This is a genomic window from Bradyrhizobium sp. GW821-FHT12B03 (assembly GCF_058807535.1).
Genome location: NZ_JBXAQU010000006.1, coordinates 1 through 14313, shown reverse-complemented (window position 1 = coordinate 14313; position 14313 = coordinate 1). Strand labels below are relative to the sequence as shown.

Annotated in this window: 11 protein-coding genes; 2 read left to right on the top strand and 9 right to left on the bottom strand. The window is 62.2% G+C overall.

Annotated features, from left to right (window positions below; genetic code table 11):
• Positions 1-33: 33 nt before the first annotated feature.
• The 5 genes from AC1RUR_RS13440 to AC1RUR_RS13420 form a co-directional block, all read right to left on the bottom strand.
• On the bottom strand, positions 34-1389 hold the full coding sequence (locus tag AC1RUR_RS13440) for an esterase-like activity of phytase family protein (protein ID WP_492844668.1): 1356 nt from the start codon (positions 1387-1389) through the stop codon (positions 34-36).
• An 85-nt stretch (positions 1390-1474) separates the two neighbouring features.
• On the bottom strand, positions 1475-2371 hold the full coding sequence (locus AC1RUR_RS13435; protein ID WP_492844666.1) for a carbohydrate ABC transporter permease: 897 nt from the start codon (positions 2369-2371) through the stop codon (positions 1475-1477).
• Positions 2364-3320: a carbohydrate ABC transporter permease gene (locus AC1RUR_RS13430; RefSeq protein WP_492844664.1), complete on the bottom strand. Its 957-nt coding sequence runs from the start codon at positions 3318-3320 to the stop codon at positions 2364-2366. Before AC1RUR_RS13430 ends, AC1RUR_RS13435 begins: the two co-directional genes overlap by 8 nt.
• A 159-nt stretch (positions 3321-3479) precedes the next feature.
• Entirely contained in the window at positions 3480-4826 is a 1347-nt protein-coding gene (locus AC1RUR_RS13425) for an ABC transporter substrate-binding protein (RefSeq protein WP_492844661.1), read from the bottom strand.
• Positions 4827-4911: 85 nt separating this feature from the next.
• Positions 4912-5955, bottom strand: coding sequence for a C-terminal binding protein (locus tag AC1RUR_RS13420; RefSeq protein ID WP_492844660.1), 1044 nt, complete (start codon positions 5953-5955; stop codon positions 4912-4914).
• Between the two features lie 253 nt (positions 5956-6208).
• Here AC1RUR_RS13420 and AC1RUR_RS13415 point away from each other — a divergent pair, with 253 nt between their 5' ends.
• Positions 6209-7894: a methyl-accepting chemotaxis protein gene (locus AC1RUR_RS13415; protein WP_492844658.1), complete on the top strand. Its 1686-nt coding sequence runs from the start codon at positions 6209-6211 to the stop codon at positions 7892-7894.
• Positions 7895-8039: 145 nt separating this feature from the next.
• Here the strand turns inward: AC1RUR_RS13415 and AC1RUR_RS13410 are convergent, their stop codons facing one another.
• Positions 8040-9017 (bottom strand): Bug family tripartite tricarboxylate transporter substrate binding protein, encoded by a 978-nt coding sequence (locus AC1RUR_RS13410; RefSeq protein ID WP_492844656.1) that lies wholly within the window; start codon positions 9015-9017, stop codon positions 8040-8042.
• 104 nt (positions 9018-9121) lie between these two features.
• Positions 9122-10057, bottom strand: coding sequence for a DMT family transporter (locus AC1RUR_RS13405; protein WP_492844655.1), 936 nt, complete (start codon positions 10055-10057; stop codon positions 9122-9124).
• 239 nt (positions 10058-10296) lie between these two features.
• Here AC1RUR_RS13405 and AC1RUR_RS13400 point away from each other — a divergent pair, with 239 nt between their 5' ends.
• On the top strand, positions 10297-10992 hold the full coding sequence (locus AC1RUR_RS13400; RefSeq protein WP_492844653.1) for a tetratricopeptide repeat protein: 696 nt from the start codon (positions 10297-10299) through the stop codon (positions 10990-10992).
• 172 nt (positions 10993-11164) lie between these two features.
• Here AC1RUR_RS13400 and AC1RUR_RS13395 read toward each other — a convergent pair whose 3' ends face one another.
• Both AC1RUR_RS13395 and AC1RUR_RS13390 read right to left on the bottom strand, forming a co-directional pair.
• Entirely contained in the window at positions 11165-12706 is a 1542-nt protein-coding gene (locus tag AC1RUR_RS13395) for a serine hydrolase domain-containing protein (RefSeq protein WP_492844652.1), read from the bottom strand.
• A 254-nt stretch (positions 12707-12960) separates the two neighbouring features.
• Positions 12961-13965 (bottom strand): hypothetical protein, encoded by a 1005-nt coding sequence (locus AC1RUR_RS13390; protein ID WP_492844649.1) that lies wholly within the window; start codon positions 13963-13965, stop codon positions 12961-12963.
• Positions 13966-14313 lie beyond the last annotated feature (348 nt).

The following is a 14313-nucleotide window of genomic DNA, read 5'->3' as shown; positions in this document are numbered from 1 at the left end:
GCCGGGCGATGACCGTGTCGAGAGAGCCGGGCCCTACTTCGCCTTCAGAAAATCCGCGACCTCCAGCAGCATGAACTCGTCGTCGTCGGCCTTGTTGGGATCGCGGCTGGACGAGAACGGCAGATTGTTGTCGTTGCCGACGATGATGTGGGTGTCGTCGACCCGGTCGACGTTCTCGATGGTGAAGAACGGGAAGGTGTAGACGCCGTCGTTGAGGGCTTTGCGCGCCTTCTTGTCGGGATCCCTGATCTTCATCAGGTCGATATAGCCGATCTTGCGCACGGGCTTGCCGACATTGGCGTCCGAGAGCTCGATCTTGTAGACGCGCTTGAACCTGGCGAGATCGGGGAAACAGTTCTCGCCGCGCTGGCCTTGCGGGCAGGCCTTGTCGCCGGTGCCTTCGCCGTTGTCGCGCTCGATGATCAGGCCGCTGGCCTGATCGATCATGTTGAAATCGCCGATGGCGTTGCCGTTCTGCTCGAACACATACTGCCAGTAGCGGCCGGTGAACTTCTCGGCGGTCACGTCGAATTCGAGGATGCGGGAGGCTTCCTTGCCGTCGACCTTTTCCCAGTCCTTCTTGTCGGCGTCCCACAGCGGTCCCTCGAGCAGGCCGTAGAGGAATTTTCCGTCCTTCGACGAGGCAAAGCCCTCATAGCCCTTGGAGCGGCGGAGGTTGACGTTGGTGTAGGTCGCGCCCGGGGCGCCCGGCGTCGCCACGGCCCAATTGTCGGGGGAGCGCACCGGCTTGCCGTCGGCAACCGTCTCGAACACGCCGAGGATCTTTCCGGTCTTGTCGGCCTTCAGGATGTAGGGGCCGAACTCGTCGCCGATCCAGAAGGTGTCGCCAATGATCTGGAAACCCTCGGTGTCGAAATCGGAGCCGGTGAGGTAGCGCTTCTGCGTGTCCTCGTGGACGATGCGGAACGGCACCTTTTTGTCGGGATCGTGCAGGAAGATGGTCTCCTGCCGTTCGATCTTGCCGCTGGCCCAATCCATCTTGTAGCGGTTGAGATACAGCATCGAATCCGGCGAGTTGGCGCGTGCGCCCATGCCGTTGTCGGTGATCACCCAGAAGCTGCCGTCGGGCATGGTCTTGATGCCGGAATGGCCCTGCAGCGGCTGGCCCTTGAACGGCAGCGACACGCCGGTCGGCCGCTCGTAGGACTTGCCCATCACGGTGCCGAGCGCATCGACGCGCTTGCCGGTGGTGTACTTTCCGGACGTCTTGAGATCGGCAGGCGCGTCCGCCGGCGCGTCGATGAAGGTGGCGGCCGGCATCACCACGTGGCCGGCGAGCCTGGCGGGGAATTCGCCTTCGCTCTGCGCGAGCGCGGTGCTCGCGGTGAGAATGATCGTTGCGACGGTGCAAAGAAAAGTCGCGCGCATGTGCGTCTCCTGTTGGCGGACGCACGGGTTATGCGGATGGCATGTTGCAGTTTTGTGAAACCGGGCCAAACGCCGCAGTCGCGATCTACTCCTTTACCGCGCCGGTGAGCGAGGACACGTAGTAATCCACGAACAGCGAGTAGAAGATCGCAACCGGCAGCGAGCCGAGCAGCGAGCCGGCCATCAGCGCGCCCCACTGGTAGACGTCGCCGGTGACGAGCTCGGTCAGGATCGCGACCGGCACGGTCTTGTTGGCGCCGCTCTGGATGAAGGCGAGCGCGTAGATGAACTCGTTCCAGGACAGCGTGAAGGAGAAGATGCCGGCCGAGATCAGGCCGGGCACCGCGAGCGGCAGCGTGATCCGGCGCAGGATCTGGAGCCGCGTGGCGCCGTCGACCAGCGCGCATTCCTCGAGCTCGTAGGGGATCGACTTGAAATAGCCGATCAGGAGCCAGGTGCAGAACGGCACCAGGAAGGTGGGATAGACCAGGATCAGGGCAAGCGGCGAGTCGAACAGGCCGAACTGCACCACGACGGTGGCGAGCGGAATGAACAGGATCGACGGCGGCACCAGATAAGCCAGATAGATGCCGAGGCCGACATAGGGACTGCCGCGGAAGCGCAGGCGCTCGATCGCATAGGCGGCCAGCGTGCTCGCGATCAGCGACAGCGTGGTCGAGCCGATCGCGACCAGCATGGTGGTCTTCAGCCAGCGCGGATAGGCGGTGTCGAACAGCAGATGCTTGATGTGGGCGAGCGTCGGCGAGGAGATCCAGAACGGATTGTGGCTCTTGTAGTTCATCAGTTCCGCGTTCGGCTTGAACGAGGTGATCGCCATCCAGTAGAACGGAAACAAGAGGATCAGCACGAAGCAGCCGAGCGGCAGATAGATCATCATCAGCCGTCGCAGCCCGGAATCCCAGGCCATGGTGTCGGGCGCCGCTTTCGCGACGGCCGTCGGTTGCGCGGCGGTATCAGTCATTGGCCTCTCCCTGCTGCCATTTGCGGCGCGCCAGGCCGAAATAGGAGAACAGCGTCGCGAACACCAGGAACGGGATCATCGACACCGCGATCGCGGCGCCTTCGCCGAGCTCGCCGCCGGCGATGCCGCGCTGGAAGGCCAGCGTTGCCAGCAAATGGGTCGAGTTCACCGGGCCGCCGCGGGTGATGGCGTAGACGAGCTGGAAATCGGTGAAGGTGAAGATGATCGAGAAGGTCATGACGATGGCGAGGATCGGCATCATCATCGGGAAGGTGATGTAGCGGAAGCGCTGCCAGGCGCTGGCGCCGTCGAGCATCGCGGCCTCGTAGAGCGAGGGTGAGATGGTCTGCAGGCCCGCCAGCAGCGAGATCGCGACGAAGGGAATGCCGCGCCAGATGTTGGCGGCGATCAGCGAGAAGCGCGCCGGCCAGGGCGAGCCGAGGAAGTCGACATTGCTCGAGCGCCAATGCAGCACGTCGACCAGCAGGTAGGAGATGATCGAGAATTGCGGATCGTAGATCCACCAGAACGCCAGCGCCGAGAGCACCGTCGGCACGATCCAGGGCAGCAGCACGATCGCGCGCAAAAGGCTCTTGAACGGGAAATGGTTGTTGAGCAGCAGCGCCAGCCAGAAGCCGAGCGCGAACTTCCCGAAGGTCGCGACCGCCGTGTAGAACACGCTGTAGAACACCGCGTTCCACCACAAGGGATCGGTGAGCAGATACTGGAAATTCTCGAGGCCGACGAAGATGCCGCGCCGGCCGATCGTGGTGTCGGTGAAGGCGAGCCAGATGCCGAGGCCGAGCGGGTAGGTGAGGAAGACGGCGAGCAGCCCGATCGCAGGCGCAAGGCACATCACGATCAGGAACGGCTTGTAGTCGAACAGCCGCACCAGCCACGATTGCTGCCGGTGCGCCAGCGCGGGAGAAGAGAGGGTGGTCACGGACATCGGTTCGTCGTCCTGTGTGTGAAAATCACCACGCCGTCACGTCGCAATTTCGGCGTAGCAATTTCGCGCTGTCGCGACGAAGCAAGCCAGGCTGTCGTCGCGGAGACGGACTGGATTGCTTCGCTTCGCTGGCAATGACGGCCGTGTTGTCGTCGGCCGCTACTTCTGCCGCCGGAAGTAACGCTTGCAGCGCTGCTCGGCTTCTGCGGCCGCGGCCTCCGGGGTGGCCGCGCCGGTCGCGACCGATGCGCACATCTGAATCAGTACGTAATCGGCGCTGACGGCGCCGGTCGCGGTCGAAATCGGGCCCTTGTAGCCGTCATAGTAGGTGCTGTTCATCGTGTCCTTGAACAGCTTCACCTTGGGATCCTGCGACCATACGGCGGCCTCGGCATAGGCAGCCAGCGGCTGCGACCAGTAGCCGGAGTTGGCATTGAGCCACGGCTCGTACTGGTCCTTTTCAAGCATGTATTGCAGGAAGGCCTTTGCGGCGTTGGGGTACTGGCTGTGCTTGAACACCATCGCGTTCAGCGTCAGGCCCGCCATCGGAGAGACCTTGGCCAGGCCCTTGGGCAGCAGTTGATGCTCGCTATCCTCGGCGATCGCCTTGGTCGCCGGGTCGTTCTTGAGCGAGAAGTACAGCGAGACGCCGTTGGCGGTCAGGAAAATCTCCTGCGAGGAATAGGCGCGGTTGTTGCTGACGTCGTTCCATGACGGCGTGCCGGCGATGAAGGTCGGGTACAGCTCCTTGACCCAGTTCAGCGCGGCGATCGTCTCCTTGCTGTTGATGATGACGTTGCCCTCCTCGTCGAGCAGGGCAGCGTTGTGCGACCACAGCGCCCAGTTGGCGAAACCGTTGCCATCGCCCTTGGCGTTGCCGAGCGCGAAGCCGGCCGGCTTGCCGGCCTTGTGCAGCTTGCGGCACAAGTCGAGCACGCCGGCATGATCTTCCGGAACCTTGTCGAAGCCGACTGATTGCAGGATCGACTTGCGGTAGATCAGGGGACCTGCGGTGGCGCCGAACGGCAGTCCGATCCAGGACTCGCTCTTGCTCTTCTTGCCGTATTTCTGCGCCAGCGGCAGCCAGCCGCCGTAGCGCTTGCCGAGATAGTCGGCGACATCGGTCAGCTCCACCAGCTTGTCGACATAGATGTGCGGAGCGTCCGAGAAGCCGATGATGATGTCGGGACCGGCGCCGGAATTCGAGGTCACCGCGGTCTGCTGGTTGATGTCCTCCCAGCCGACGAAGTCGACCTTGACCTCGACCCCGGTCTCCTTGGTGAACTTTGCCGCATTGGCGCGGAACACGTCCTCGTCGGCCTGGACGAAGCGCACCGGGCGCAGCATGCGCAGGCTCGCGCCCTTCTCGATCGCGAGCTTGGGTGCCGCCACGTCGGCGGCCTTGATCGTCGATGATGTTGTTTGCGCCGCAGCACCGGTGGCCGCGAGCGTTGCAGCGGACAGGCCCAGCGCCAAGGCATCACGACGTGTGATGTCGTTCCTCATCAGTTCCTCCCATGATGTCTCCCTTCCCGGCGTTGATCGCCGGTGAAGGGCCGTCGCAGTCTCCGGCGCCTTTTGCGCCGACCGCCTAGCTGTTTGGCCCGCGATCCATGCTGACGGGCTGCCAGCGGCGGAGCGCGGTGTCTTGCAGCACCGACGGATTGACGCAGCTTACCGGCCACATCCCCTGAAGCACCAGTGACAATTCGTAGCCCACGCGGCGCTTGCGCGCCTCGTCGAACCGTGCCGAGGCCGAGGCGACATGAGCGGTCAGGGTGACGTTCTCCATGCTGAGGATGGGATTGTTGTGCGACGGTGGTTCCTTCTCCAGCACGTCGAGGGCGGCATGCGCGATCCAGCCCTCCTGCAGCGCCTTGATCAGGCTCTCCTCGTCCACCGTGGCGCCGCGCCCGGTGTTGATGAAGATCGAACCCTTCTTCATCTGCCGGAAGTGCTTCTCGGTCAGCATGTGATGCACCTCGGGCCGCGCGGGCGCGTGCATCGAGACGAAGTCGGATTGCGCCAGCACCTCGTTCAGCGTCGCCGGGATGACGCCGTGGTCGTACATCAGCGTTTCCTGGATGAAGGGATCGTAGGCCATCATGCGCAGGCCGAACGGCGCGGCGCGCTTGGCAACTGCGCGTGCGACGCGGCCGAACGAGATGAAGCCGAGCGTCTGGCCCATCAGCCTGGGGATCTTGAGCAGTGCCGGCCGGCCCTCGGCCCAGCGGCCGTCGCGCACCATCTTGTCCTGCTCGACCACGCGGCGGAACCCGGCGAGCAGCAGCATCATGGCGTGGTCGGCGACTTCCTCGATGAAGGTGTCGGGGATGTTGGTGACGGGAATGCCGCGGGCGGTGGCGGCCTTCACGTCGACGCTGTCGACGCCGACCGAGCCGAGCGTGATGACCTTGCAGCTCTCGAGTGCGTCGATGATTGACTTGGTGATCGGGATGCCCTTGGCATAGATGGCATCGGCGTTTTTCGCCGCGGCGATGAACTCGGCCTCGTTGGCGGGGGCTTCGATGATCTCGGCATCGATCGGATCGAGCGCCTCGCGCTCGTAGGAATAATCGCTCCCCGCGACCGTGAAGCTCGCGCCCTTCGGCGTCACCACCCTGTATTTCGGCATGTCCTGCTCCCGATTTGGCTTGTCGGTTCTTGTTGCAGCCCGGCCTTCTGGACGGGCCTTTGCGTCTTTTACGCGAAATCGAGGCGTGCGCGTACAATCGCCGGTTGCCGGTCTGACATTTATTGCAGGTTTTCCCGGGCGTCGTCCGGGCTTCTACGGAGGCATGTAAGTAACTTGCTAAGGGGTCACACACTAAAACTTGATTCAAATCAAAAAGGTCTGCGCCGAAGTCCGCGCCACCAAGGAGCCCATCGTGAAGTTGAGCAATCTGAAGATCGCCCCCAAGCTGGGCATCCTTGTCGGCGTCACCCTGATCGGACTCTGCGCGGCCGGATTGCTCGCTGGCTACCTGATGAAGCAGGAGATGGTGAGCGCCCGCATCGATCAGACCAAGGCGATCGTGGAGCTGGCCCGCAACTACGCCGCCACCCTGATGAAGCGGGTCAATGCCGGTGAAATGACCAAGGAAGCCGCGCTCGCGGAACTCCGCCGCTACGGCAACGCGATGACCTACGACAAGGGCTCCGGCTATCTGTTCGGCACCACCTATGACGGCATCACGCAGCTTGCGCCGGATCCGAAGCAGGTCGGTACCAATCGCATGGACGTCGAGACCAACGGACGAAAACTCTCCCGCGAGATCATGGACGGCGTCAAGGCCAGCGGCGATATCCTGCTCTTCTACGAGTATGTGAAGCCCGGCCAGCCGAAGCCGATTCGCAAGCTGGGCTACGCGGTCGCCGTCCCCGGTTTCGACATGTATCTCGGCACGGGCGCTTATCTCGAGGACATCGACGAGAAGATGGGGCCGGTCTACTGGCTGCTCGGCCTTGCCATGCTCGGCATCGTCATCATCGCCGGCAGCGTCGCCTGGCTGATCGGCCGCAGCATCAGCCGGCCGCTGGCGCTGCTCGGTGCCCGCATGAAGGATCTCGCCGACGGCAAGCTCGAAGGTGACATTCCCGGCGTCGGCCGCGGCGACGAGGTCGGTGCGATGGCCTCGACCGTCCAGATCTTCAAGGACAATGCGGTCCGGATTCGTGACCTCGAGAAGACCGAGGCGGACGCCAAGGAGCGGGCCGCGGCGGATCGTCGCAGCGCGATGGAAGAGATCGCCAACGATTTCGAACGCAGCGTCAACGGCATCGTCCGCTCGGTCTCCTCGGCCGCAGCCGGCATGCAGACCACGGCGCAGTCGATGACGGCGACCGCCAGCGACGCCTCGTCGCGCGCGGCGACCGTCGGCGCGGCCTCGCAGAAGGCCTCCGGCAATGTCGGCACGGTTGCCGCGGCCGCCGAAGAGCTGTCGAGCTCGGTTGCGGAAATCTCCCGCCAGGTGACGCGCTCGACCGAAGTCGCGAGCCGCGCCGTCAGCGATGCCGAGCGCACCAACGCCACGGTGCAGGAACTCTCCACCGGCGCCGAGAAGATCGGCGAGGTGGTCAAGCTCATTCATTCGATCGCGGCGCAGACCAATTTGCTCGCGCTCAACGCCACCATCGAGGCGGCGCGTGCCGGCGAGTCCGGCCGCGGCTTCGCCGTCGTCGCCTCCGAGGTCAAGGCGCTCGCCAACCAGACCGCCAAGGCCACCGAGGAAATCTCCGCCCAGGTCGCGGCGATGCAGACCTCGACCAGCGATGCGGTCGCGGCGATCGGCGGCATCACCCAGACGATTGCCGAGATGAGCGAGATCACGGCGGGCATTTCCGCCTCGATCGAGCAGCAGGGCGAGGCGACCCGCGAGATCGCCCGCAACATCCAGTCGGTCGCCGCCGGCTCGAGCGAGATCAACGCCAATATCGGCAGCGTCACCTCGGCCGCGGAAGCGACCGGCACGGCGGCCGCCGACGTGCTGACCAACGCCCGCCAGCTGGACAGCCAGTCCGGCGCGCTGCGCAGCGCCGTCGACGGCTTCCTCGCCAAGGTGCGCGCGGCGTAAGCCGTCGCACGAGCATGCTTCTATCCACGACGTCGTCATGCCCGGGCTTGTCCCGGGCATCCACGTTCTTAGGCACCGCACGTGCGGATATGCGTGGATGGCCGGGACAAGCCCGGCCATGACGGAGAATGCGGAAGCTCCGCTCCTACTGCTTCTCGATCTTCGCGTTGGTGATCAGCTTCTCCCACAGCACAAGCTGCTCGCCCACGAACGTGCCGAGCTGTTCCGGCGTGCCCGAGAAGGCATCCATGCCGAGGGTGGCGAGTTGCGCCTTGATCTCCGGCTTCTCGACGATCTTCCTGATCTCGGCGTTGAGCCGCGTCACGATCTCCTTGGGCATGCCGGCCGGCCCGAAATAGCCCTGCCACGAGGAGATGTCGAAATCAGGCACGCCGGCCTCCTGCATCGAGGGCAGGTTCGGCACCAGCGGCGAGCGGTCCTTGGTGGTGACGGCGAGCGCGCGCAGCGCGTTGCCGTTGACGTGCGGCAGGCCGGTCAGGATGTCGACGAACATCATCGAGACGCGGCCGCCCATGACGTCGTTGAGGGCCGGCGGCGAGCTCTTGTAGGGCACGTGCAGCAGGTCGAGCCCGGCATTGTGCGCGAAGGTCGCGCCCGACACGATCGCCGAGGACGAGCCGGAGGCGTAGCTCAGCTTGCCCGGATTGGCCTTGCCATAGGCGATCAGCTCGCCGACCGTCTTGGCCGGCACGTCGGGGTGAACCACCAGCATGAATGGCAGGTCGCCGGTGCGCGCGATCGGGGTGAAATCCTTGACCGGATCGTAAGTGAGGCTCTTGAGCAGGTAGGGATTGGCCGAATGCGTGGTGTTGGTCGTCACCAGCAGCGTGTAGCCGTCGGGTGCGGCGCGGGCGACATAGGTCGCCGCGATCATGCCGTTGGCGCCCGCCTTGTTCTCGATCACGATGCCGACGCCGAGCGCCTGCGACAAGTGCTGCGAGATCAGCCGCGTCGTGGTGTCGGTGCCGCTGCCGGCCGCGAACGGCAGCACCAGCGTGATGTTGCGACTGGGCCAGTTGTCGGCCTGCGCGGTGGAGGCGGCGGCGAGACACAGTGCGGCCGCGCCGGCGGTGCGTAGGGCTCGGATCAGTGATGACAGCATGCGTGGTCGTTCCCTCTTTTTTCGTTGGCGGGGAACCTAGCTTCTCTGCGCAGGAATCGGAAGACGGGAGTTTGTCGTCCGCGCTGCGGAATTACTTGGCGGAATTACTTCGCCGCCGCGCCCTGCCGCGAGGCGATCACCACGCCGGCGAGCACCAGGGCGTAGCCGATCAGGTGGAACGGCTGGAGCTTTTCGCCGAGCAGCAGGATCGCCATCGCCGAGCCGAACACCGGCACCAGATGGAAGAACGGCGCGGCCCGGTTCGGCCCGATCAGTGCCACGCCGCGGTTGAAGAAGAGATAGGCGAGCGTCGAGGGGAAGATCAGGATGTAGCCGAGCGTCGCCAGCGTCACCCCGTCGAATTGCATGACATTGCCACTCCAGGCCTCCCAGACGGCGGTGGGCAGCAGCATGATCGCGCCACAGCAGGTGGTGAAGGACAGGAAGGAGAGCTGATGGACCTTCGGCCGGCGCGGGATGAAGGCGGAGTAGAGTCCGAATGCCACCAGCGAGGAGGCGAACATGATGTCGCCCCTGTTGAAGCTGATGCTGGCCAGCGCCGCGAGATCGCCGCGCAGGATGATGACCAGCACGCCGAGCAGCGAGATCGCGATGCCGGCCAGCTGTGCCGCCGTCAGCCGTACGCCGAACAGCACCAGCGACCACAGCGCCACGAACAGCGGACCGGCCGACTGGATCAGCAGCGCGTTCAGGGCCTCCGTGTATTGCAGCGCCCAATAGGAGACCGCGTTGTTGAAGGCGAAGCCCACCAGCGACAGGAACAGCATCAGCGGCAGGCTGTTGCGTAGCGCCGGCCAGTCGCGCTTCAGATGCGGCCAGGCGAACGGCAGCAGGATCAGGAACACGCCGAACCAGCGGATCGTGGTCACCGTCAGCGGCGGCACATGCGCGCCGACATGGCGGGCGAGCACGATGTTTGCGGCCCAGAACAGCGAGCTCAGGCTGAGCAGCAGATAGGGCTGGTTGTTGAGCCAACTGGCCGGATTCGAGGCTGGCGGCTTGGGCGAAGCGATCGTCATTTGGGGTCGGATACAACCTTGCGCCGGATCGCTGCCGTGACACAAGTCTCGCCGCCGCAATGCTACAATGCGCGCATGAACCTAAGAGCCGGGTTGGGCGGCTAATATGTTGGACTAAGGGCTGGCGCACCTCGATCGGGTGCGAACCCCGCGCGCTTTCTCGCTACGGCAATCGTTCCGCACGGGACGTTTACCGGCAAGCGGACGGCCGGTTCGAAAGGTGCCAATTGAGGGTTGATATGAAATTCCTTGCCTTTGCCTTCTCATGTCTTTTGCTTCTTTCGATGCCCGCCAACGCGAATGATGCGGACACCTTCCATGCGATGGTGGCCTTGGCCAACAAGGGAAATGCCGAGGCGCAATACCATGTCGGCATGATGCATAATAACGGCATCGGCACCCAGCAGGATCCGAGGCAGGCATTCGAATGGTTTCAAAAGGCTGCTGCATCCAATGACCCGCTGGGCGCCTATAAGCTCGGTTGTTACTATGATGGGCAAGGTGCGGGCATTGTGGCGTCTGACTCGAATGAAGCCCTGAAATACAAGCTTGTAGCCGCCAAAGCCGGCTATGCGCTGGCCCAGCAGGATGTCGCCAACCTGTATGAAAAACAGGGAAATATGGATGAGGCCCTGAAGTGGTGGAAGATGGCCGGCGATCAGGGATATCCCAGGGCCCTCTTTAGTTTGTCCATGGCGTATTCTGGAGGAAAAGGAACGCCGCGAGACATGTCGATGTCGTATGCGTATTTCAAGCTCTCCACAGTGGCACCCAAGAAGAACGTGAATGAGATGGCGTCCATGCTGTCCAAGCCGGAACTCGAGAAAGCGGAAAAGCTGGTTTCCGAATGGCGGCCGCAGCCAACCGCGCTGACGCTCAAGGCAAAGAGCGGTATCAGTGCAGCAGAAGAGCTCGTGAAAACCGCCGGCAAGTAGCGCTCGCGCGGACGCGTCGAACTAGGGCGTGTACTCGTTAACTCGCAGATGTCCGACCTTGAGGGCTAAGCGGAAATATTCAGATCGATCAGAGTATACCGGCTTTGATCCTTAGCCGACCTTGCGCTCGGAACCGCAATGTCTGGAATTGACCCGAAGCACTGAGCTGAAGTCACTCGTTTCGCTCGCCTCGTAACTCTGCCTTGAAGCCGTCGGTGTTTTCGAAGTTCACGGTTACCTTGTCACCGTCGAAGGTGAGCGCCCAGGTCTGGGTCTCGCTGTGGCCCAAAATCCGGCGCTCCATCACAAACGTATGCTCGCTGGTCCAGCGTCCCCTTGCCGCATTGATGCCATAGGGAGCCGGAGAACTCTTGCGATAAAGGCCATCTAGCCCCACCAACCCTGTAAACCAGGTGGGCCCCTTGTCAGCATAGGTCGTAATGACCCATGAGGAGTCCGAGTCGTAAAAGTTGAGCGTGAAGCTCTTCACCCGCAGCTTGTTGTCGAGGAAACTGTAGGTCCTGCCGGAAATAGCTTTGGCTAACTCGGGCGCTTGGGTGACTACGTAAGGCTTTTGCTCCGCGGCTCGCTGTATGGCCTTGACCAACAAGGCCTGCGCGAAGGGATTTTCGGGTAGCGGCCGGTCGGATTTGACTGCGCTAGAAATGTCGTCGACCAATCCAGAAGCTGAATAGAATTCGTTGTCATTCAAAAAGCCGGTCATCGCAACCACGATATCGAATTTCGGGATGACGAGGATAAGCTGCGAATGACGGCCGCGTGCCATATAGGCGCCCTTTTCGGGATACGACCACCACAGATTTCCATAGTGGAATCCAAACGTCGCTTCTACAGGTCCAGATTTCGCCCTTTCCACCCATGACGACGGGATGATTTGCCGCCCTTCCCATTGCCCGTTGTGAAGGTAAAGATAGCCGATCCTTGCCATATCATGAGGTGACAAAGAGAGCCCAGCTTCGCCGTCCGTTACGCCTTGCGCGTCCACGTTTCCCCATTTGGCGCTCTTGATTCCGAGCGGCCCGAACAATTCCTTCTTTGCATAGTCAAAGGCGCTCTGTCCGGTCATTTTGGTGATGAGCGCCGAGAGCAGATAGGGATTCCCGCTATTGTAGTAGAAGCGAGAGCCAGGAGCATCCGACATGGGCTGGTTCAGCACGAAAGCTGTACGATTGGTGCTCCCGTACATCTTCATGATCGTCTCTTCCGGGGTGTAAAGTTTCTCCACCCATTCGATGCCTGAATTCATGTCGAGAAGATTTTGGACGGTCATCGCCTTTTTCTTAGCGTCAATATCCTGAATCTGCCTGTCCGAAAACAGATCGACCACTGGATGATCGACGCTATCAAGACTACCATTCTTCAGCAGAATGGCCGTTAACGTGCTTACCACGCTCTTCGTGACGGACCTCAGATCATGGCTGACATCGGGAACGTAGGGAGCGTAGTAGGCGTCTGCCACGATCCTTCCGTGACGAATGATCGTCAGGCTGTCTTGTTTGTAGGAGCCGACAACCTCTATCAGCCGAGCTAGGCTGGCCGAATCCATCCCCTGTTGTTCAGGGCTCGAAGTCTGCCAGGATTTCGTGGGCCATGGCACGTCCTGAACGTTTTGATCGTCAGCCAGAGCAGCGAACGAAATGCACTCGCCGAGGCTTGCGGCCAGCATCGCAAGTATCAGTATTTTGACCCGCATCCAGCTCTCCAGGTCGCCTTGGCTGGGGCTATCTTAGATTGAATTCCGACAAGGATCGACGGGATAAGCACAGAAATATAGCCCGCAAGGATCAAGACTGGGATATTCGGATGTCTGCTTGTGGGCCCATCAGCGAAGTTGCGCGCCGGCTGACGGAGGTCCGCTCGTTGGGGCAGAGCGGACGAGATTTGCTCAGCTTGAGTTCTTCGCATTTTGACCCAATTCGGACCCGGACGGGCGCCACTGCGGTTCAACTACGGAAGTCCTTTTGTCGCCGTAAAGGGATTGAACCCCCGCTCTGCAAGAGCAGCCCACGAAGCAGCGCCAAGATGTGGCAATCGGAAATAGAGTCGTGGCTTGGCCGGATCGGTATCCAGCATGAACCCGGTCGGTAGCGCTCGGACACTTGTGGCATAGAACCCGCCATCTGGCGACCTCTGGGATTCGATGACAGCGACCAACAATTTTGCCTCCGCAGTCCTGCCGAGCAATTTCAGCAAGAGAGCCATTTGGCTTGTCCCTTCGGTCCACACACCATCTCGGTCTTCACCGTAAGAAAAGCCCTCGTCGACTCTCATTCGCCGTTCGGCGGTCGTAATGGCCGATGCAAATTTCCTGGCCGCTCCGGGCAGCGCCGTTAACGGCCAGACTTGAGCATCAAGGGCCAAAATCGGATTGCGCGTGACGCCGTCTTCGGCGGTGCCTGCGGCGAAACAGCCGCATGCCGGATCCCACATCGTATCCACGAAGCGCTCAGCAGCTGTTGCCATGTCGCGCCAGCGCGAATCGCCGGTGCGGGTTGCAAGAAGGCCAAACGCGGCGGCGAGGTCAGTATTGTGTTCAGTCGATTTCCATGTCCGCAACTCGGGCGTCGGCTCGTGCCCAAACGTACCGCCCGTGAAACCGCCAGTCCCGCGCCTGTCGGCCCATTGCGCGACCCAGGTGCCAAGCCGTGCCGCACCATCGCGGTATCGAGAGCCGGTGTTCACATCATCAATCGACAGCAACGCCAACATGGCCCATGCGATGTTACCGTTATCGCTGCCCACCTGATATCGATCCTCTAACCACTTGTTCTGCGTGTTGTCCCACCACCCCGGAAGTTTGACAGGGCCATTCGCCACCACACCCCCGGCGTAAGCGTTCCGGAGCCGCCCGTCATGCCAGGTCCGGTCATTGTCGATGGCCCAGAGAATCGCCGCGCCGATGCGACGTGCTTTGTCTTGCTCACCGCAACCGACCAATGCGATGGCGGCCACCGCATTGTCATAAAGGTATGCGGCGCCATGGAGAGGCCCCGAGTCCACGGTCGGATAGCTGGGCAAGAACAACGGCCCTGGCGGTGCCTTATCGATTAGACCAGCGAGGTACCCGCATGCAGACGCTTCTGGTGTTGCCAGAGCCCGTCGTGGAGTGGCGACCACAACGATTATGAAAGTCGTCAGGATGCATACCAAGGATGTTATTCGGGCCACTCGCCGTTCTCCGGGTGGGCCCTGATCTTATACCCATCGGCGATGTCTGGAAGTGGCCGATTCTGTTGAAAAAGGCGGCGGTTGCGACGCAGAGGGATCAGTGATTCAGTCTGTCTAATTGGCAGGACTGAA